17 protein-coding genes are annotated in these 18,590 nt (G+C 60.0%); 11 read left to right on the top strand and 6 right to left on the bottom strand.

Annotated elements, in window-relative coordinates; translation table 11 throughout:
• Nucleotides 1-32 precede the first annotated feature (32 nt).
• On the bottom strand, nt 33-851 hold the full coding sequence (locus tag FE702_RS07540) for a Bax inhibitor-1/YccA family protein (RefSeq protein ID WP_147125633.1): 819 nt from the start codon (nt 849-851) through the stop codon (nt 33-35).
• 140 nt (nt 852-991) lie between these two features.
• Nucleotides 992-1,204, bottom strand: coding sequence for a DUF1127 domain-containing protein (locus FE702_RS07535; RefSeq protein ID WP_147125632.1), 213 nt, complete (start codon nt 1,202-1,204; stop codon nt 992-994).
• Between the two features lie 121 nt (nt 1,205-1,325).
• Here FE702_RS07535 and FE702_RS07530 point away from each other — a divergent pair, with 121 nt between their 5' ends.
• Entirely contained in the window at nt 1,326-2,180 is an 855-nt protein-coding gene (locus FE702_RS07530; RefSeq protein WP_147125631.1) for a LysR family transcriptional regulator, read from the top strand.
• Here FE702_RS07530 and FE702_RS07525 read toward each other — a convergent pair.
• Complete coding sequence (locus FE702_RS07525; protein ID WP_147125630.1) at nt 2,177-3,151, bottom strand: NADPH:quinone oxidoreductase family protein; 975 nt, start codon at nt 3,149-3,151, stop codon at nt 2,177-2,179. The genes FE702_RS07530 and FE702_RS07525 overlap by 4 nt on opposite strands.
• Nucleotides 3,152-3,403: 252 nt before the next feature.
• On the opposite strand from FE702_RS07525, the gene FE702_RS07520 reads away from it, so the two are divergent.
• The 3 genes from FE702_RS07520 to FE702_RS07510 all read left to right on the top strand — a co-directional run bounded on the left by FE702_RS07520 (nt 3,404) and on the right by FE702_RS07510 (nt 5,986).
• Nucleotides 3,404-3,778, top strand: a complete 375-nt coding sequence (locus FE702_RS07520; protein ID WP_147125629.1) for a helix-turn-helix domain-containing protein — start codon at nt 3,404-3,406, stop codon at nt 3,776-3,778.
• 65 nt (nt 3,779-3,843) lie between these two features.
• Nucleotides 3,844-4,662 (top strand): inositol monophosphatase family protein, encoded by an 819-nt coding sequence (locus FE702_RS07515; RefSeq protein ID WP_147125628.1) that lies wholly within the window; start codon nt 3,844-3,846, stop codon nt 4,660-4,662.
• Entirely contained in the window at nt 4,655-5,986 is a 1,332-nt protein-coding gene (locus tag FE702_RS07510) for an 8-oxoguanine deaminase (RefSeq protein WP_147125627.1), read from the top strand. Before FE702_RS07515 ends, FE702_RS07510 begins: the two co-directional genes overlap by 8 nt.
• Here the strand turns inward: FE702_RS07510 and guaD are convergent.
• On the bottom strand, nt 5,983-7,272 hold the full coding sequence (gene guaD, locus FE702_RS07505) for a guanine deaminase (protein ID WP_147125626.1): 1,290 nt from the start codon (nt 7,270-7,272) through the stop codon (nt 5,983-5,985). The genes FE702_RS07510 and guaD overlap by 4 nt on opposite strands.
• A gap of 93 nt (nt 7,273-7,365) precedes the next feature.
• Here guaD and mgtE point away from each other — a divergent pair, with 93 nt between their 5' ends.
• The 5 genes from mgtE to FE702_RS07480 all read left to right on the top strand — a co-directional run bounded on the left by mgtE (nt 7,366) and on the right by FE702_RS07480 (nt 13,073).
• Nucleotides 7,366-8,742 (top strand): magnesium transporter, encoded by a 1,377-nt coding sequence (gene mgtE, locus FE702_RS07500; RefSeq protein ID WP_147125625.1) that lies wholly within the window; start codon nt 7,366-7,368, stop codon nt 8,740-8,742.
• A complete protein-coding gene (locus tag FE702_RS07495; RefSeq protein ID WP_147125624.1) occupies nt 8,739-9,296 on the top strand; it encodes a 5-formyltetrahydrofolate cyclo-ligase in 558 nt (185 codons plus the stop codon). Before mgtE ends, FE702_RS07495 begins: the two co-directional genes overlap by 4 nt.
• A gap of 91 nt (nt 9,297-9,387) precedes the next feature.
• Nucleotides 9,388-10,203: a TIGR00282 family metallophosphoesterase gene (locus tag FE702_RS07490; RefSeq protein WP_147125623.1), complete on the top strand. Its 816-nt coding sequence runs from the start codon at nt 9,388-9,390 to the stop codon at nt 10,201-10,203.
• Nucleotides 10,204-10,308: 105 nt separating this feature from the next.
• Nucleotides 10,309-11,247, top strand: coding sequence for a DMT family transporter (locus FE702_RS07485; protein ID WP_147125622.1), 939 nt, complete (start codon nt 10,309-10,311; stop codon nt 11,245-11,247).
• A 35-nt stretch (nt 11,248-11,282) separates the two neighbouring features.
• A complete protein-coding gene (locus tag FE702_RS07480) occupies nt 11,283-13,073 on the top strand; it encodes an SLC13 family permease (protein WP_147125621.1) in 1,791 nt (596 codons plus the stop codon).
• Here FE702_RS07480 and FE702_RS07475 read toward each other — a convergent pair.
• Nucleotides 13,035-14,957, bottom strand: a complete 1,923-nt coding sequence (locus FE702_RS07475) for a cation:proton antiporter domain-containing protein (protein ID WP_147125620.1) — start codon at nt 14,955-14,957, stop codon at nt 13,035-13,037. The genes FE702_RS07480 and FE702_RS07475 overlap by 39 nt on opposite strands.
• A gap of 181 nt (nt 14,958-15,138) precedes the next feature.
• On the opposite strand from FE702_RS07475, the gene FE702_RS07470 reads away from it, so the two are divergent.
• Both FE702_RS07470 and FE702_RS07465 read left to right on the top strand, forming a co-directional pair.
• Nucleotides 15,139-15,879, top strand: coding sequence for a YebC/PmpR family DNA-binding transcriptional regulator (locus FE702_RS07470; protein ID WP_147125619.1), 741 nt, complete (start codon nt 15,139-15,141; stop codon nt 15,877-15,879).
• A 273-nt stretch (nt 15,880-16,152) separates the two neighbouring features.
• Nucleotides 16,153-17,046: a DMT family transporter gene (locus FE702_RS07465; protein WP_147125618.1), complete on the top strand. Its 894-nt coding sequence runs from the start codon at nt 16,153-16,155 to the stop codon at nt 17,044-17,046.
• Between the two features lie 109 nt (nt 17,047-17,155).
• On the opposite strand, the gene FE702_RS07460 is transcribed toward FE702_RS07465, so the two are convergent.
• Nucleotides 17,156-18,547 (bottom strand): helix-turn-helix domain-containing protein, encoded by a 1,392-nt coding sequence (locus tag FE702_RS07460; protein WP_147125617.1) that lies wholly within the window; start codon nt 18,545-18,547, stop codon nt 17,156-17,158.
• Between the last annotated feature and the right edge of the window lie 43 nt (nt 18,548-18,590).

The raw sequence follows: 18,590 nt of genomic DNA, 5'->3' as shown, positions 1-18,590 counted from the left end.
CCCGGCCTTTCGTCACTGCCATGCAGCGATGATTACTCTTGCTGACCCATGAACATCAGCAGGAACTGGAACATGTTCAGGAAGTTCAAGTACAGCGACAGCGCACCAAACACGCCCGATTTTTCCAGCCAATCCGCGTCGCCGTGGTGCGCGTGCGCCACGTATTCGGATTTGATGTTCTGCGTGTCATAGGCGGTCAGACCGGCAAAGATCAGAACACCGATGGCCGAGATGGCAAACATCAGCGCAGGCGATGCGATGCCAAAGAACGCGCCCAAGACAAGGTTCACGATCATCGCGACGATCAGGCCAATCAGACCCATCATCAGGAACGTGCCCCAGCCGCTGAGATCTTTCTTAGTGGTGTAACCCCACAACGAAAGGCCTGCGAAGGCAATCGCGGTGATCAGGAAGGTCTGCGTGATCGAGAACGCCGTGTAGACGAGAAAGATCGACGACAGCGACAGACCGATCAGGGTCGCAAAGCCATAGAAAAACACGCGTGCGCCAGCAGCGGACGAATTCCGCATCACCGGGCCCATGCCCAGGAACAGAACGGCCAGCGGTGCCAGCATGATCACCCAACGCAGCGGCGATGCGTAGATCGCATAGCCAAGTCCGGTCAAATACTGACCTTCACGGAATGCGGCGATGCCGCCTTCAGCGGTCGTGTATGCAGCCGAAGGATCGGTTGTTGTTGCAAGTCCTGCGATGGCCCACGCGGCGGCTGCTGTGATCAGCATGCCCGTGGACATGGTCGCATAGACCTTGCTCATATGGGCGCGTAGCCCCGCGTCGATTTCGGCCGCGCGGGCGCCAATACGCGAGCCCACCGTTTGATAGTCTGCCATTGGTGCCTCCAATTTGGGGTGCATCGAGGGCCCCATGCCCTCGAACCTATTCGCCAGCAAATATTGGACTGAAACAGTCGATTTTCAAGCGTTTCCGGCACCGATGCCGCTCGAAAAGCGCGGCATTTTTGTCAGTATGCTCAGGATTTCACCCAACGGCTTGGCGCATCCCACAACGGGCGGGCGGCTTCGACCTGTGCCTGTTTGGCAGACATGCCGATATCTTCCAATGCAGCGGCGTCCAAACGGGCCAGATCGCGGCGCGACCGGGCAACCGCCAGCCAATGAAACACAATGCCAAGACCTTGGCTGCGTGCGGAAGCAGCGGGGCGGTGCAAGCTGATATCGGACATGATCTTTTCCTCTCAAATTCTGATCTTTTGGCGTCAACTCATCATCATGCTTGATCATATGGAGGAGAGTGATGCATATTGAAAATGAATGATTATGAAATGAAACATCACAGGATGTGATATGCCCAGAAATCTTGACCTGACGGCCCTACGCTCCTTTGTGACTGTGTCTGACCTCGGCGGTGTCACCCGCGCGGCAGGGGCGCTCAATCTCACACAATCTGCCGTCTCGATGCAGCTCAAGCGGCTTGAGGAGTCTTTGGGCATTGATCTGCTGGACCGCTCAAATCGAACGATTGCCCTGACGGCCACGGGAGAACAACTCGTTGGCTACGCGCGTCAGATGCTGGCCCTGAATGATGAGGTTCTCGCGCGTCTGACCGATAGCCAGTTTGAGGGCGAAATCACGCTTGGCGTGCCGCATGACATCGTGTTTCCCTATATTCCGTCAGTGCTGCAAACGTTCAGCGCGAATTATCCCCGCATGAAAGTTCAGTTGATGTCGTCCTATACCGGTCGGCTTAAGCAGCAGTTCATCAATGGCGAATGTGACATCATCCTGACGACCGAAACCGAATTGCCAGAGGGCGCGCGTCATTTGTCGGATGTACCGCTGGTCTGGGTCGGTGCAAAAGGCGGCTCCGCCTGGAAACAGCGCCCGTTGCGCCTGGCCTACGAGTATAACTGCAGCTTTCGCCGCCCGGTTCAGCGCGCGCTGGATCGGGCAGGTATCCCATGGGAAATGGCAGTGGAAAGCCATTCCACTCGCTCTGTGGAAGCCTCGGTCAGCGCCGACCTTGCGGTGCACACCATGCTGGCAGGAAGTCATCCATCGTATTTCGAGATGATCCCACACAACGGCGCGCTGCCTGAGCTGGGTAGTCAGATGATCAATCAATATGTCCGCGAGAATCACGGCAGCGAGCCGATCGGCGCCTTGGCTGATCTTGTCGCTGCCGCCTACGCGCGCCCCTAGGGGGCCGCATGATCCATGGTGACAACGACCTTGCCGGTCGTTTCACGCCGCCGCAGCTTGTCCAAGGCTGTTACCGCGTCGGCAAGTTCCGTTTGAAAGCCGATATGGGGATGCAGCGTACCGTTGGTGTACATCGCGAACAGATCCTGCATTGAGCGCTGTAGTGCGCCGGGATCAAACATGAGGTAGCCGCCCCAATAGAACCCGTGGACGGCAATATTCTTGACCAGCAAATGATTCAGTTTGACGTCTTGCACGTCGCCGGATGCAAACCCGATCACCAGGAACCGACCACCGCGTTTCAACCCGCGCATGGCCGCGTCGCCCAAGTCGCCGCCAACTGGGTCATAGACAACGTCTGCGCCGCCTGCTTTGCGGATCGCGTCTTTGAGGTCCGTTGTTTCGCTGTTCAGTGCGATATCGGCACCGGCCTGTTCCGCGACGGCGCATTTCTCGGCGCCTCTGGCGACTGCAATGACCTTGGCGCCCATGGCTTTGCCAATCTCAACCGCAGTCAGGCCCACACCGCCTGCTGCACCCAACACGACCAGTGTTTCACCTGACTGAAGGTTTGCGCGATGGGTCAGCGCGAGGTGCGACGTGCCGTAGGCGACCTGAAATGCCGCCGCTGACGCAAAATCCATGCTGTCAGGAAGCTTCACGCAAAGCGGGGCCGGAAAGCAGCCATATTCGGCCAGCCCGCCAGACCCGCCAAAGACAGCGACACGGTCCCCGATCTCAAACCCCGACGCGTGTGGTCCGATCTCGTCGACGACGCCTGCAACCTCGAGCCCAAGCGTGAACGGAGGTTCCGGCGTTTCCTGATACGTGCCCTTCATCATGAGAAGGTCTGCAAAATTCAGACCGCAGGCTTCGATCCGAATGCGCAATTGACCCCTTCCAGCTTTAGGAATTTCAAGTTGTCGTAGCTCGGGTGACGCGTCGAAATTGACGACTTGCAGGGCGCGCATGTATGACCTCTTAGACTTGTGTTGCTCGGCGCGACGCTACCTTAGGTGGGTGGTGATCACAACGCGGCGGTGTCACAGGAATCGGCCCTGGGCAGGCCGCGAAAATCGCCCAAAAAATAGGCTAAAACTAGAAAAAGTGTATCATGCTACCTCTTTTTGACGCTGTTAACCATCATTTGGCTGACAAAACGTCAGGTTGTGTGGGGGGTGGCTGCTCGTGTTAGACGGGTGAAGGGCCAATAGGAGAAGAAGATGAAGCATCCCGTGGATGTCCATGTCGGGAAACGTGTTCGCCAGCGCCGGTGGATGATCGGCATGACACAACAACAACTGGCAGAGCAAGTTGGTATCAAGTTTCAACAGATTCAGAAGTATGAAACTGGTATGAATCGCGTAAGCGCGTCTCGCCTTTGGGACATTGCAGATGCGCTGGGCGTACAGGTCAGCTTCTTCTTCGAGGGTCTGGACCAAGCCAAGCAAAGCCAACCGTCCGACGAGTCCGGCCTGCCGAGCGATATCCTTGCCGATAAAGAGGCGCTGGAACTTGTGCGATCCTACTACTCGATCCCGGAAAATCAGCGTCGCCGCTTGTTCGAGCTTGCACGCGTCTTGTCTGACGTCGCCTGATTGTACCGAATGACTTGACCGACCGGTCCGACACTCCTAGCCGGGGTGTAACCGGAGGTTCAGAAATGCATGATCTTGCTGTGAGCTCAGAGCTTCAGGCCGCCGTCCGTTCGGCGGCCTTTTTATGTGCCGACGCCGCCGCCGAAGCGACGCTGCCGCATTTCCGAACCGCAGGATTGGTTGCGGACAACAAGCTTGACGGTGATTACGATCCGGTCACCGTGGCCGACCGCAACGCGGAAATCGCAATCCGTCAGGTTCTTGCTGAACACAGGCCCGACGATGCGATCATCGGCGAGGAACTTGATGATCAGACCGGGACAAGCGGTGTTGTTTGGGTCATCGACCCAATTGACGGCACCCGTGGATTTGTCAGCGGCACACCCACATGGGGAACGCTGATTGCCGCAGGCACCAAAGACGGCCCTCAATTTGGCATCATTGATCAGCCCTATATCAAGGACCGCTTTGTCGGTGGGTTCGGTGAGGCATGGTGCGACGGTCCAATGGGACGTGTCCCACTGAGAACACGGGCCCCGCGCGACCTGTCACAGGCCACGGTGTTCACGACCTTTCCCGAAGTTGGCACGACCAAAGAACAGGCCGCTTTCCACACCGTTGCAGATCAGGCGCAATTGGTGCGCTACGGCATGGACTGCTATGCCTATGCGCTGCTGGCGGGCGGGCATATTGATCTGGTCATCGAAGCGGGCCTGAATTCGTATGATATCCAAGCGCCGATTGCTGTCGTGCAGGCGGCAGGCGGAATCGTTACCGATTGGTCCGGTGAGGCGGCGCATCATGGCGGGCGCGCCATTGCAGCCGCCAATGCGGAAATCCATGCGCAGGCGCTCGCAATCCTGAAGGACTGCATGAATGGCTGAATTCGTTTTGAAGAACGCGCAAACCATCGTGACGATGGACGACGCGCGCCGGGAACTTGTGGATCAGGACATCCGCGTAACGGATGGCGTGATCTCGGAGATAGGTCACGGGCTTAGCGGGGATCACACGGTCTCTGTTGCCGGATGTGTCGTGACTCCGGGCCTCGTGAACACGCACCATCATCTTTATCAAACGTTGACCCGTGCCGTACCCGAAGCACAGAACGCTCTGCTCTTTGGCTGGTTGCAAACGCTCTACCCCATTTGGGAAAAGTTCGGACCCGAAGAGATGTTCATCTCTGCGCAGGTCGGCTTGGCAGAACTGGCCCTGTCGGGTTGCACCACGACCAGCGATCACCTCTATCTCTATCCAAATGGGTCGCGTCTGGATGACACGATTGCCGCCGCTCAAGAGGTTGGGCTTAGGTTTCACGCCACGCGCGGGTCGATGAGCATCGGAGAAAGCGACGGCGGCCTGCCGCCCGACAGCGTGGTCGAAGACGAAGATGCGATCCTAAAGGACAGCATCCGTGTGATCGATGCCTTCCACGATCCGGCCCCCGGCGCGATGGTGCGTGTTGGGGTCGCGCCATGTTCCCCGTTTTCCGTCAGCCGGGATCTGATGAGGAACGCTGCACTGCTCGCGCGCGACAAGGGTGTGATGATGCACACCCACCTCGCTGAAAACAGCGAAGATATTGCCTATTCTCTCGAAAACTTCGGCTGCCGACCGGGCCAATATGCCCAAGACCTTGGCTGGGTTGGCTCGGATGTCTGGCACGCCCATTGCGTGCAATTGGACGCGGATGAAATCGACTTGTTTGCGCGCACCCAGACAGGCGTGGCGCATTGCCCGTGTTCGAACTGTCGGCTGGCCTCGGGCATCGCCCCTGTGCGCGAGATGCGTGACGCGCTTGTGCCTGTTGGCTTGGGTGTCGACGGCTCGGCGTCAAACGACACCGGCAACCTGATCCTTGAGGCGCGGCAAGCCATGTTGCTTCAACGTTTGGCAAAGGGCGCAGATGCGATGTCTCCACGCGAGGCGCTTGAAATTGCGACGCGGGGCGGCGCACAGGTCTTGGGCCGCGATGACATCGGGCAGCTTGCTATAGGCAAACGCGCCGACATTGCCGTTTGGGACATTGGCGGCGTGGAAACCGCTGGCTCATGGGACCCCGCCGCGCTCTTGCTGGCTGGTCCAACGCGGGTGCGTGATCTCTTCGTTGACGGTCGTGCCGTCGTGCAGGAGGGTCACATCACCAGCTTCGACGTTAGCAAGGCCGTCGCACGTCAGAACATTTTGGCCCGGAAATTGATGGCCTAGGCGGCCTGCCGCACACCGCCAATCCAGACGTCCCGCACGGCCCGGTCGTCGCCCATCATGATCGTCGGAAAGATCGCCTCCCACGGGCCATCCGCATGAGCGTGGCGCTGCGCGATGGCAGAGGTGGAGGCCAGATCCAGCACACAGATGTCGGCTTCGTGCCCGGCTTTCAGCGCTCCGATCTGGTCGCCGGCATGCAAGGCTTGCGCAGAGCCCTGGGTCGCAAGCCAAAGCAACTGTGATGGATGCATCGCCGTCCCGCGCAATTGCCCGATCTCATAGGCCGCGGCCATGGTCCGCAGCATCGAGAATGACGAACCGCCGCCGGTGTCGGTTGCAAGCCCAACCACCAGACCGCGCCGTGCCAGGCTCATGTCGAAAAGGCCCGATCCGATAAACGTGTTCGACGTCGGACAATGCACCAGGGCGGCCCCAACCTCTTTGATGCGGTCGATTTCACGTGGCTCCAGGTGGATGGCATGGCCATAGACAGCGCGCGATCCGATCAGGCCAAACGCCTCGTATGTGTCCAGATAATCCCGCGCCTCAGGAAACAGATCCTTGGCCCAAGCCACTTCTTCAACCTGCTCAGAGATATGCGTTTGCATCAGGCAATCGGAACGCTCGCCCCATAGACTGCCCAACGCATCCAGTTGTTCGATCGTCGAGGTCGGCGAAAAGCGGGGCGTGATGACGTATCCCAACCGATCGTGTCCGTGCCACCGGTCGCACAGCGTCTTGGTTTCGTCATAGGCGCGTTTGGCGGTGTCACGAAGTCCGTCGGGCGCGTTTCGATCCATGCAGGTCTTGCCCCCGTACACCCGCATGCCGCGCGCCTGCGCGGCCCGGAAATACGCATCAACCGAGGTCGGCGCAGATGTGCAGTAACTGCAGGTCGTTGTTGTTCCCGCCGCTGTCACAAGGTCAAAATAGCGATCTGCGATCTCTTCTGCATATTCCGGGTCGGCCAGCCTCATTTCCTCGGGAAACGTATAGGTGTTGAGCCAGTCGATAAGCCGTTTGCCCCAACTCGCGATGATCGCCGTCTGCGGATAATGCGCATGGGCGTCCACAAAGCCCGGACAAATCAGGTCGGTCCCGTAATCGGTAACCTCGGCATCTGGATGGGCTGCTCTCAGGGCGTCGCGCTCGCCCACGTCGATGATCTTGCCTTGCGCGACCAAAACCGCACCATTGGTGTCGATGGTCACGCTGTCTTGCCAGTCGCCGGCAAACGGATTGCCAGTAAACAATAGCGTCTGGCCAAGAAGAAGGTGTCGCGTCATACCCGGACCTAATCAGCCCCGTGGCTTGTGGTCAAACGGATGCGCCGCGCCCGTTGCCCATGCGCCCGATGCCCATTCAAAGGAGCCGTCCCGATGTCTGAGAACGATCTGATAGACGACCAAGACGGATACGATTTGGATCAAAGCCTCGCGCCTGCCGTGCGGCTTGCGCTGGCCGCAGGAAGCTCTGATCGGCTAAACGATCTGTTCGAACCGCTCCACGCAGCGGACATTGCCGACCTTCTGGAACAGTTGGATCATGGCCAGCGGCGTGAATTGATTGTGCTGACGCCGCGCGTCGTGGATGGCGATGTACTGTCCGAACTGGATGAGTCCATCCGCGAAGACATCATCGATTTCCTGCCCGAAAACATCCTGACCGAAGCCGTCCGCGATCTGGACAGTGACGATGTTGTCGACCTGCTGGAGGATCTGAACGAGCCGCAACAAGAGGCTATTCTCGACGTTCTCGAAGACGCCGATCGAGTCGCTGTGGAACAGTCGCTTTCCTATCCGGAGGAATCCGCCGGCCGACTGATGCAACGCGAAGTCGTGATGGGCCCCGAGCATTGGACGGTGGGGCAAGCCATTGATTTCCTGCGCTCGTCCGAAGGATTGCCAGAACAGTTCTATCACATGATCCTCGTTGACCCACGGATGAAGCCTACCGGTTATGTCACGTTGGGCCGCTTGCTTGGTGCGCGCCGCGAGGTCCCGCTCAAGGACATCACAGAGGACAGTTTCCGCGTCATCCCTGCCGACCAGGACGAAGGCGAGGTGGCCTATGCCTTTAACCAGTACCACTTGATCAGCGCCCCGGTCGTTGACGAGAATGATCGCCTTGTCGGGGTGATCACCATCGATGACGCCATGATCGTGCTCGACGAAGAGCACGAAGAAGACATCCTGCGTCTCGCGGGCGTGGGCGAGGGCGGCTCACTGACGGACCGCGTCATTAGGACAACGCGAAATCGTCTGCCTTGGCTGGCCATCAACCTCGTGACTGCGATCCTTGCCTCGCTGGTGATCGCGATGTTCGAAGACGCGATTGCACAGGTCGTGGCGCTCGCGGTTCTCATGCCGATCGTGGCGTCGATGGGCGGCAACGCAGCGACACAGTCCATGACGGTCGCCGTGCGCTCAATCGCAACCAAGGACCTGACCGCCTCGAACGTGTGGCGGGTGATCCGGCGGGAATGCGCTGTGGGGCTGATCAATGGGCTGATTTTCGCCATCGTGATGGCGGTTGTCGGCGTGATCTGGTTCGGCTCGCCCCTGCTTGGTGCGGTCATTGCCGCGGCCATGGTGATCAACCTTGTCGTTGCGGGCCTCGCTGGGACGGTGATCCCCGTTATCCTGGATCGGCTGGGCATTGACCCCGCGCTAGCCTCTGGCGCCTTCGTGACCACGGTGACCGACGTCGTGGGCTTCTTCGCCTTTCTCGGTCTCGCGGCGGCTGTCCTGCTATGACCCTCACCGACATCAAAACAGCTGCGCGCAAAGCGGCCTTCGCCCGTCGCAAGACCGCCCATGGCGCGGCTCAGGCAGATCAGGCTGCATATCTGTCCAGCTTTCTGGCAGGACATCGCGGCGTGCCTGTTGCAGGTTTCATGCCGATCCAGACTGAAATCGACCCCCGCCCGGCAATGGAGGAAGCGGCCGCCCATGGCCCGGTCGGAATCCCGGTCATTCAGGCCGCAGGTCAGCCACTTAAATTCGCGCTTTGGGAACCCGACATGCCGCTCGTCCCAGGCCCTTTCAAAGCCATGATCCCGGAGCATCCGGAATGGATGACGCCCGAAATCGTCATTGTGCCACTCGTCGCCTTTGACCGACAGGGCGGGCGGCTGGGCTATGGCGGCGGGTTTTATGACCGAACCCTTGAGGGTTTGCGTGCCAACGGCGCCTGCCTCGCTGCGGGTTTCGCCTTCGCCGCGCAAGAGGCCGATGATCTTCCGCTGGAACCCACCGATCAACCGCTTGATATGATCATCACCGAAGCGGGCATCCTGACGCCCAACTAGGGTCACGGCACAGCCTGATCCCTTCTATGTTTCAAAAATACTCATTTCCGACGCTGGTCCTGAGTGCGGCAATCGCGTAGCACCCTGCGCTATGAAACTGCTTTTTCTTGGTGATGTGATGGGCCGTGCCGGGCGCGCGGCCATCGTCGAAATGGTGCCGAAGCTGCGCGAGGCGTGGAAACTGGATTTCGTTGTGGTGAACGGCGAAAACGCCACCTCTGGCGTGGGGCTTTCCGGTGCGCATGCCAAGACGCTCCTCGACGCTGGTGTCGATTGCCTGACCCTCGGGGATCACGCCTTCGATCAAAAGGACATGCTGTCTTACATCGAAACCGAACCGCGCATTATCCGCCCTCTTAACTTTTCTAAGGCGGCCCCGGGGCGCGGTGTGGCGCTGTTTGAGGCGACGCGCGGGCGCAAGGTGCTGGTCGCTCAGGTGCTGGGTCAGGTCTTTATGAAGCGGCCCTTTGACGATCCGTTCAGCGAATTGGACACTGTCCTGCGTCGTCACCCGCTGGGCGGCACTGCGCAGGCCAGCATCATCGACATCCATTGCGAGGCGACATCCGAGAAAATGGGCGTCGGGCATTTCTGCGACGGTAAGGCTTCACTGGTTGTCGGAACCCACACTCACGTCCCAACGGGCGATGCGCAGATCCTGCCCAAAGGCACCGGGTATCTGACCGACGCCGGGATGTGCGGTGACTACAACTCCGTGATCGGGATGGAGCCCGCCGAACCTCTGCGCCGCTTTGTGACCGGCATGCCCAAGGGCCGCTTTACCCCGGCGACGGGTGACGCGACGCTTAGCGGCGTTTACGTGGAAACCGATGATCGCACTGGCAAGGCCACCCGGATCGAGATGGTGCGCCAAGGCGGGCGCCTGGCCGCCGCAGGTCCGGCTTGACCTAACAGGCGTTTGGCGCAATTTCTGAAGCGTCGCACATCACTTGCGTGATGCCGTCGGGACCTCCCTTCGAAAAATGCGGCGCGCCGTTCTGGAGGTCCTGTCATGCATTCATCCCGCTGGTTTTTTGTTGGTGTCCTGATCCTTGCCGGTGCGGCCTGGGGGATTACACAGCCACTTGCCAAGATCGCCGTCAGCACGGGCTATCAGCATTTTGGGCTGATCTTCTGGCAGCTTGCACTGGGTGCGGTTGTGCTAGGCCTGATTGTCCGTATTCAGGGCAAGAGCCTGCCGTTCAACGCACGCGTCCTGCCCATCTATGTGATGATCGCCATGATTGGCACGATCATTCCGAATTCCGCGTCCTATCAGGCGGTTGTGCATTTGCCGTCCGGACTGATGTCCGTGTTGCTCTCAACCGTGCCGATGCTGGCTTTTCCTATCTCGATGGCGCTGGGGCTCGACCGGTTCAGTTGGCTGCGCGCAGCAGGCCTGACCATCGGTCTGATGGGCGTTCTTTTGATTGTGGCCCCTGACGCAAGCCTTCCTGACCGTTCCATGGTCGCTTGGGTACCTGTCGCACTCGTGGCACCGCTCTGTTACGCGTTCGAAGGGAATCTGGTGGCGCGGATTGGATTGCGCGGCCTCGATCCCGTGCAGGCATTGGCTGGGGCGTCGATCATCGGCTGCATCCTGTCTGCACCTTTGGCGCTGGGCACTGGACAGTTCATCGTGCCGACCTTGCCGCTTGGCGCACCTGATTATGCCCATGCCGCCTCTGCTTTGATCCACGCGGCCGTCTATACAACCTATGTCTGGTTGGTCGGGCGCACCGGTCCGACCTTTGCGGCCCAGGTCAGCTATTGGGTGACGGGCTTTGGCGTTTTCTGGGCCATCCTCTTGTTGGGAGAAAGCTATTCCAACTGGGTCTGGGCCTCTGTCGGGTTGATGTTCGTTGGCCTGTTCCTTGTGCAGCCGCGCAGACCTAGCACGTCGTCCGAGCCGCATGATGCGCAGCACGGCTTGCGTGACACTGCGCCATAGGCGAAACAGGTTCGGCTGTTACAGGGAACCGGACCATGGTCGAGTATCTGAACCTATCGCCAACCGGCGAAGCCGCGGTGGCCCTTTCTGTCGTTGTCCTCATGTTCGTGCTCTTCGTGCGCGAGGTCTATCCGACCGAGGTCGTTGCCATCGGCGGCGCGGCTTTGATGCTGGCCATGGGGGTTTTGCCCTATGACGCTGCGCTATCGATCCTGTCTAACCCGGCGCCTTGGACCATTGCGGCGATGTTTGTGCTAATGGGGGCGTTGGTGCGGACCGGGGCTCTCGATGCGTTCACTGTTGTTGCCGAGGCGCAGGCCAAGCGACAGAAATTTGTCGCCATTGCCTTTCTTCTTGGATTTGTCGTCATCGCTTCGGCGTTCGTGTCGAACACGCCCGTTGTGGTCGTCATGATCCCTGTCTTTGTGCAACTGGCCGCCAGCATGAACATGAGCGCATCCAAGGTCCTGATCCCGCTCAGCTATGCCGCGATCCTCGGCGGGACGCTGACATTGATCGGCACCTCTACAAACTTGTTGGTCGATGGCGTCGCCCGCGATCAGGGGCTTGAGCCTTTCTCGATGTTCGAGGTCACGCCTCTTGGCATCATTCTGGTGATCTGGGGCGTCATCTATCTGCGCTACTTTGCGCCGATGCTGCTGCCCAAGAGGGACACGATGGCGACGCTGCTCAGTGGCTCCAAGTCCAAGATGAAATTCTTTACCGAAGTGGCGGTGCCAGAGGGGTCCGCCCTGATCGGGCGTGATGTCGGCGAAATTGATCTCTTCAAACGCGAAGGCGTGCGGCTTGTCGACGTGCTGCGCGGCGATGCCTCGCTGCGGCGGAACCTGACAGGCGTCATCCTTCAGGCGGGTGACCGGGTGGTTCTGAGAACCGAGATGACCGAGCTGTTGGGGCTGCAGGCGTCGAAAGACGTGAAAATGGTTGATCAGCTGTCGTCGGTGCAGACCAAAACGGTCGAAGTGCTGATCACCCCCGGCGCGCGCATGGTTGGGCGGTCGCTGGGCAATCTGCGTCTGCGCCGCCGCTATGGTGTCTATCCGCTGGCCGTGCATCGCAGGTCGCAAAACATCGGGCGACAGTTGGACGATCTTGTCGTGCAGGTCGGCGATACGCTTCTGCTCGAAGGCGCGCCCGAAGACATTCAGCGTCTGGCCAATGACATGGGGCTTGTGGATGTCACCACACCTTCGGAACGGGCCTATCGCCGAAGCCATGCGCCCATCGTTCTCGGCGCGCTGGCCCTTTTGGTGGCGTTCGCTGGGCTTGGTATTGCGCCGATCCTGATGATGTCGGTCATCGCCGTGGCCATCGTTCTTTTGACCCGCTGTATCGACGCGGACGAGGCGTTTTCGTTTATCGACGGGCGTCTGCTGGCGCTGATCTTTTCGATGCTGGCCATTGGCGCGGCCTTGGATGCGTCAGGCGCTGTGCAACTGATCGTCAACGCGCTGGCCCCTGCACTGTCCGGATTGCCGCCATTCCTGATCATCTGGGCGATCTATCTGCTGACATCGGTGCTAACCGAAACGGTATCAAACAACGCCGTCGCCGTGGTCGTCACACCGATCGCCATCGGGCTGGCCGCTGCCGTTGGCATGGACCCACGTCCCTTGGTCGTGGCCGTCATGGTCGCGGCGTCCTGCTCATTCGCCACGCCAATTGGCTACCAGACAAACATGCTGGTCTACGGTCCCGGTGGCTACAAGTTCTCGGACTTTCTCAAGGTCGGCATCCCGCTGAACCTGTCTATCGGGATCTTGGCCTCAGCCGCCATTCCCTTCATCTGGCCCCTCTACCCGTAGAGGCGGGAATTCATCCGGTGCGCTGCCGTCCCGGATGCTGTTCAGTTCTTGACCGACCTGATCATTGATCGGGCCGAGGACCTGCCGAACGCGGGTCATGTAGGCATCGTTCTCGACCGCTGGGATGTTCACGTCATAAGCGTCTGCAACTGAAATCATGGACTGTCGGTCGCGCATGTCGAAATGGTCTGCCATGGCCTGTGCGGTGTCGCGCGGAATGCCTAATGCCTCGAACGCCGAGCGGCCCATGCGGATTGAACTGTCATAGGTTTCGCGGATGATATCGCGGCACCCTACGGCGTAAAGTTCGTAGACATGGTGGCGGTTCACCGCGCGCGCCATGACATGCACATCCGGATAGGTTGTCACGACATAACGCACCAGTTCGGTGATCTGCTCTTTCCCATCAATCGCAATGACGAATAGCTTGGCGTCCTTGATCCCCGCAGCGTTAAGAAGATCGGGCCGTGTGGCATCGCCGAAATAGGCCTGCACCCCGAATTTTCGCAGGTTCTCCAACTGCTGCGAGCTGTAGTCGATCACCGTTGTTTTGTAGCCCGCTACCGACAGCATTCGGTCCACCATACCGCCAACGCGGCCCCGCCCGGCGATGATGATGTGATTGGTTTCCTCAATCGTATCCGCATCACGGTCTTCGCCCCCGACATAGCGTGGCGCGATCACCCGATCATACAGAATGAACAGCGCTGGTGTGGCCAACATCGACAGCGCAATCACCAGCAAAAGCTGGTCAGACAGGCCTTGTGGCAAGACTGCGTTCGCAACGGCAAATGAAAGCAAGACAAAGCCGAATTCCCCTGTCTGGGCCATGCCGAGTGTCAGCAGCCATTTATCACCACCCTGCATCCGTGCGCCGACCGCGATGAGGTAAAGGATTGCGCCTTTGATGAAGATTACACCGACGGTGAGTGCAAGAATGCTGAGCAGATTGTCGAACAGCAGAACGAAATTGATTGCCGCACCGACCGTCATGAAGAACAGCCCGAGCAAGAGGCCCCGGAAGGGGTCGATATCGCTCTCTAACTCGTGGCGGTATTCGCTGTTGGCCAAGACGACACCGGCCAGGAACGTGCCAAGCGCCGGAGACAGCCCCACGAGCGACATCAAGAGCGCGATGCCAACCACCATCATCAGGGCCGTGGCGACGAACAACTCACGCAAATTGGCCAGCGCGATAAAGCGAAAGATCGGGCGTGTCAGGTAGCTTCCTAATACAATGACAAACCCGACGGCCCCAAGGTTCACAAGCGCGGTTTGCCACCCGTTCAGCCCGGCAACTAGGCTCATGGGTGCGCCGCCGTGATCACCTCCGTCGCCGCCTGCATGCCCACCGCCAAGTGCCACGAGATCCGGCATGGCAAGGAGCGGCAGCAGCGCGAGCATTGGGATGACGGCGATATCCTCGAACAGCAGAACCGCAAAGCTGGCGCGTCCGCCGTCGCTCGACATCAGGCCCTTTTCATTCAGCGTCTGAAGCACAATAGCCGTCGAGGACAGGGACAGGATGAGGCCAATCGCCAGCGCAACGGTCCAGGGTTGTCCAAGCGCCATCGCTGCGCCCATGAAGGCCAGTGTCGTCAGTCCGACCTGTCCGCCGCCCAGCCCCATGAGCCTGCTGCGCATCGCCCAAAGCTCTTTCGGGTTCAGCTCCAACCCGACCAGAAACAGCATCATGACAACGCCAAATTCCGCGAAATGCTGGATCGAGATCACATCGACATTCAGCGCCGCCAGAACCGGGCTGATGACGATGCCCGCGATCAGGTATCCAAGAACAGACCCAAGCCCTAGCCGTGACGCGATGGGCACAGACACCACCCCAGCGATCAGAAAGACAAAGGCGAGGAGGAGAAAGTCGGTCATCTGCAAGGGTCCTTGATGCGTTGGCTCACCCTAAGCAGGCCAAACTGCCCTCGCCAAGCCCAAGAAATTGTCAGCGGACAACCCGCCAATGGGCCTCAGAGGCGGGGATTGCCCGTCTTTTCCCAAAGGCCTATAGAACAGCGAACTCAATCTACATCGCATACCGGACCGGGAGAGACCCATGGCAGGCCACTCAAAATGGGCAAATATCCAACACCGTAAAGGCCGTCAGGATAAGCTGCGCTCAAAGCTGTTTTCCAAACTGTCGAAGGAAATCACTGTCGCGGCAAAGATGGGTGATCCCGACCCGGACAAGAACCCGCGCCTGCGCTTGGCCGTGAAAGAAGCCAAGAGCCAATCGGTACCAAAGGACGTGATCGAACGCGCGATCAAGAAATCGCAAGGCGGCGACGCGGAAAGCTATGACGAAATCCGGTATGAAGGATATGGCCCCGGTGGCATTGCGGTGATCGTTGAGGCGATGACCGACAACCGCAACCGGACGGCATCCACCGTGCGCTCAACCTTCTCAAAACACGGCGGCAACCTGGGCGAAACCGGGTCGGTCAGCTTCATGTTCGACCGCAAAGGCGAGGTGCTCTATCCCGCAGACGCAGGCGACGAAGACACCATCATGATGGCGGCCCTGGAGGCCGGAGCAGAAGACGTCGAAAGCAGCGACGACGGCCACGCGATCTATTGCGCGGACACCGATCTGGCGGCTGTGTCTGATGCGTTGGAAAGCGAGTTGGGCGAGGCGGAGTCAACCAAGCTGGTCTGGAAACCGCAGACCACCACAGAGCTCGATCTGGACGGCGCACAAAAGGTCATGCGCCTGATCGAAGTGCTGGAAGACGACGACGACATTCAACGCGTGACCGCGAATTTCGAGGTCTCGGACGAGGTCATGGCGCAGCTCTAGCGCGCCTCGGGCATGACCGGGGTCTCGATGGCCTGGGTCTGTTCTTTTGACGTCGAGGTCCCGGGTCAGGCCCGGGACGGGTAGCACCCCCACGCAGCCCCGGACTTGATCCGGGGCCTTTTTTTGCCTCCCATAAGAAGAGGTCCCGGATCAGGTCCGGGACTGCGATACTTTCATTTTTTGAGTGCAGCGCGTTATTTTGGGTTCCGCGTCAGGTCCTCTGGATTGTGCCAAGGGGGTTGTGCGTTACCCCGACGCCTGCGACCAAGACCTATGCGCAATCGACCGCTTCATGGGGTGTTTTGGATGGTGCTGACGGGGCTGTGCTTTGTCGGTGTGGCGGCTGTTGTCAAACATTTGGGCGGGCGGGTGCCGGCGGCGCAGGCGGCGTTTTTGCGGTATGTGCTGGGGCTTGTGTTCCTGATCCCGATGATCAAGCCCATGCTGGATGAGGGGCTGGATGCCCGGGGCTGGAAGATGTTTGGCCTGCGTGGTGTTGTGCATTCGCTGGGCGTGACGACGTGGTTTTTCGCCATGGGCATTTTGCCGGTCGCGGAGGTGACGGCGATGAATTACCTCGCGCCTGTGCTGGTCACGATCGGGGCGGCGATTTTCCTCGGAGAGAAGCTGGCGGCGCGGCGGATTGCGGCGGTGGTTGTGGCGATGGTGGGCGTGCTGGTGATCCTGCGACCCGGCTTCCGTGAGGTGGGGCTGGCGCATCTGGCGATGCTGTTTACGGCTACGATGTTCGCGGCGGGGTATCTGATTGCCAAGGTGATGGCGGATCGGGTCAGCCCGACGATGGTTGTTGGCATGTTGTCGATCACGGTGACGATTGGTCTGGCCCCTATGGCTCTGGCGGTGTGGGAAACGCCGACGATGGCCGATCTGGGTTGGCTTTTTGTTGTCGCAGCGCTGGCGACGGCGGGGCATTACACGATGACATTTGCGTTCAGAGAGGCCCCTGTGACGGTGACACAACCGGTGACGTTCTTGCAGTTGGTGTGGGCGACGCTGGTGGGGCTGCTGATCTTTAATGAGCCGCTGGATGGGTTTGTGATTTTGGGCGGCGGGCTAATTTTGGGCGCTGTGGTGTATATCGCGTGGCGCGAGGCGCAGCGGGCGCGGGCGGTAACGCCGCCTGCTCCGGCGACGAAGACGCCGTAATTGGCGTGAGTAGCACGGGTGCACCGCGCAACGGGAACCGTTGCGCCGCGCCGATCCGCCCCCACGGGGCGGCGCGATTGCGCCACCCCTCGGACCGGCGCTATCTGAACTAACGTGCAACTCTGTAGGGCAGGACCTCGCGGATGTTGGGGTCAACGTCGAGTTGGCGTTCGAGTGGTGGGACAGAGCGTTGATGACAATTCACCCGCTCACAAATCCGGCAGGAGATTCCGATAGGCTCAAATGCTTGCGGGTTCGTGATGTCCATGTTGTCGGCATAAACCAGCGCGCCTGCGTGGTTGACCTCACACCCCAACCCGATGGCGTAGCGCCGGGTAGGCGCGCCCCAGTGGCCGCCTTGTTTGCTGACCGCGCGGGCGAGGCAGAAATAGCGCCGACCATCTGGGGTTTCCGCGAGTTGGCGCAGGAAGCGGCCCGGGGTTTCGAACGCCATGTGAACATTCCAGAGCGGGCAGGCGCCGCCGAAGCGGGCGAATTGCAGGGTGGTGGCCGAGTGGCGCTTGGTGATCGTGCCAGCTTGGTCCACGCGGACAAAGAAGAAAGGAATTCCGCTGAGGCCCGGGCGTTGCAAGGTCGAGAGGCGATGGGCGACTTGCTCGATGGAGGCCCCGAACATGTCCGATAGCCGTTGCAGGTCATGGCGGACGTCCTGAGCGGCCCGGTGAAACTCTTGATAGGGCATCAGGGCTGCGCCTGCGAAATAGTTGGCAAGGCCGATCTTGGCGATGTCGCGGGCGGCGTCCGACTGGAAACGGGCGAGGTCGAGCGTCGCCTCAATCAGGTCGCCGCGCGTGATCAGGGCCACCTGCAGAAGGAGTTGAAACCGCAGCGTCCCAAGGGGAACGTGGTTCGAGATGGTGAGCGTTTCACCGTCGAAGCGGCGTATGACGTCGGTATCCTCGAACGTGACCTTGATCCCGTGGCGATGCAGGGCCTCAACCGCGCTGAGGCGGATGTCGCGGTGTCCGGACTGCGTGGCAAATGACTCGGCGGCGTGGTCCACAGCGTCGATATAATTGTTGCAGTAGTGAAAGAAGTCGCGGACCTCTTCCCACGGGCTGGGAACGGGGCGGGCGTCGTCGCGGCCAAGGGCTTCGTCGAGCGACGCGAGGCGTTCATTGGATTGGCGGTAGGCGCGATGCAGTTCGAGGAAGGCTCGGGCCAGCGCAGGGGCGTTTGAGGCGGCAAGGCGGATGTCGGAAAGGGACGGCGCGTCGGGAAAGACCGGGTCTGCCAAGGCCTCTTGCATGTCGGCCACCAGTCGCGCGCTGTCGCCGGTGCTGAGTTCGGTGACGTCGAACCCGAATTCCTGCGCGAGGCCCAAAACCACCGAGGCCGAGACCGGGCGGTTATTGTTCTCCATCTGGTTCAGATAGGGCAGCGACACACCGAGTTTGGCGGCGAAGTCCTTTTGCGTCAGCTTCAGTCGGCCACGCAATTCGCGGAGTTTCGCACCGGCATAGAGTTTTTCGCGTGCCATTGCAGCGTCCTGAGTTTGCAAACCTTGGCCGCTTTCCTACAGC

Source organism: Shimia ponticola, from assembly GCF_007995215.1.
Classification (GTDB): domain Bacteria; phylum Pseudomonadota; class Alphaproteobacteria; order Rhodobacterales; family Rhodobacteraceae; genus Shimia_B; species Shimia_B ponticola.
This window is presented reverse-complemented; position numbering and strand designations above follow the sequence as displayed.

What these genes read in the sequence shown, in the direction of transcription:
- FE702_RS07540 (WP_147125633.1), bottom strand. Translation starts at nt 851, where the DNA reads ATGGCAGACTATCAAACGGTGGGCTCGCGTATTGGCGCCCGCGCGGCC.
- FE702_RS07535 (WP_147125632.1), bottom strand. Translation starts at nt 1,204, where the DNA reads ATGTCCGATATCAGCTTGCACCGCCCCGCTGCTTCCGCACGCAGCCAA.
- FE702_RS07530 (WP_147125631.1), top strand. Translation starts at nt 1,326, where the DNA reads ATGCCCAGAAATCTTGACCTGACGGCCCTACGCTCCTTTGTGACTGTG.
- FE702_RS07525 (WP_147125630.1), bottom strand. Translation starts at nt 3,151, where the DNA reads ATGCGCGCCCTGCAAGTCGTCAATTTCGACGCGTCACCCGAGCTACGA.
- FE702_RS07520 (WP_147125629.1), top strand. Translation starts at nt 3,404, where the DNA reads ATGAAGCATCCCGTGGATGTCCATGTCGGGAAACGTGTTCGCCAGCGC.
- FE702_RS07515 (WP_147125628.1), top strand. Translation starts at nt 3,844, where the DNA reads ATGCATGATCTTGCTGTGAGCTCAGAGCTTCAGGCCGCCGTCCGTTCG.
- FE702_RS07510 (WP_147125627.1), top strand. Translation starts at nt 4,655, where the DNA reads ATGGCTGAATTCGTTTTGAAGAACGCGCAAACCATCGTGACGATGGAC.
- guaD (WP_147125626.1), bottom strand. Translation starts at nt 7,272, where the DNA reads ATGACGCGACACCTTCTTCTTGGCCAGACGCTATTGTTTACTGGCAAT.
- mgtE (WP_147125625.1), top strand. Translation starts at nt 7,366, where the DNA reads ATGTCTGAGAACGATCTGATAGACGACCAAGACGGATACGATTTGGAT.
- FE702_RS07495 (WP_147125624.1), top strand. Translation starts at nt 8,739, where the DNA reads ATGACCCTCACCGACATCAAAACAGCTGCGCGCAAAGCGGCCTTCGCC.
- FE702_RS07490 (WP_147125623.1), top strand. Translation starts at nt 9,388, where the DNA reads ATGAAACTGCTTTTTCTTGGTGATGTGATGGGCCGTGCCGGGCGCGCG.
- FE702_RS07485 (WP_147125622.1), top strand. Translation starts at nt 10,309, where the DNA reads ATGCATTCATCCCGCTGGTTTTTTGTTGGTGTCCTGATCCTTGCCGGT.
- FE702_RS07480 (WP_147125621.1), top strand. Translation starts at nt 11,283, where the DNA reads ATGGTCGAGTATCTGAACCTATCGCCAACCGGCGAAGCCGCGGTGGCC.
- FE702_RS07475 (WP_147125620.1), bottom strand. Translation starts at nt 14,957, where the DNA reads ATGACCGACTTTCTCCTCCTCGCCTTTGTCTTTCTGATCGCTGGGGTG.
- FE702_RS07470 (WP_147125619.1), top strand. Translation starts at nt 15,139, where the DNA reads ATGGCAGGCCACTCAAAATGGGCAAATATCCAACACCGTAAAGGCCGT.
- FE702_RS07465 (WP_147125618.1), top strand. Translation starts at nt 16,153, where the DNA reads ATGCGCAATCGACCGCTTCATGGGGTGTTTTGGATGGTGCTGACGGGG.
- FE702_RS07460 (WP_147125617.1), bottom strand. Translation starts at nt 18,547, where the DNA reads ATGGCACGCGAAAAACTCTATGCCGGTGCGAAACTCCGCGAATTGCGT.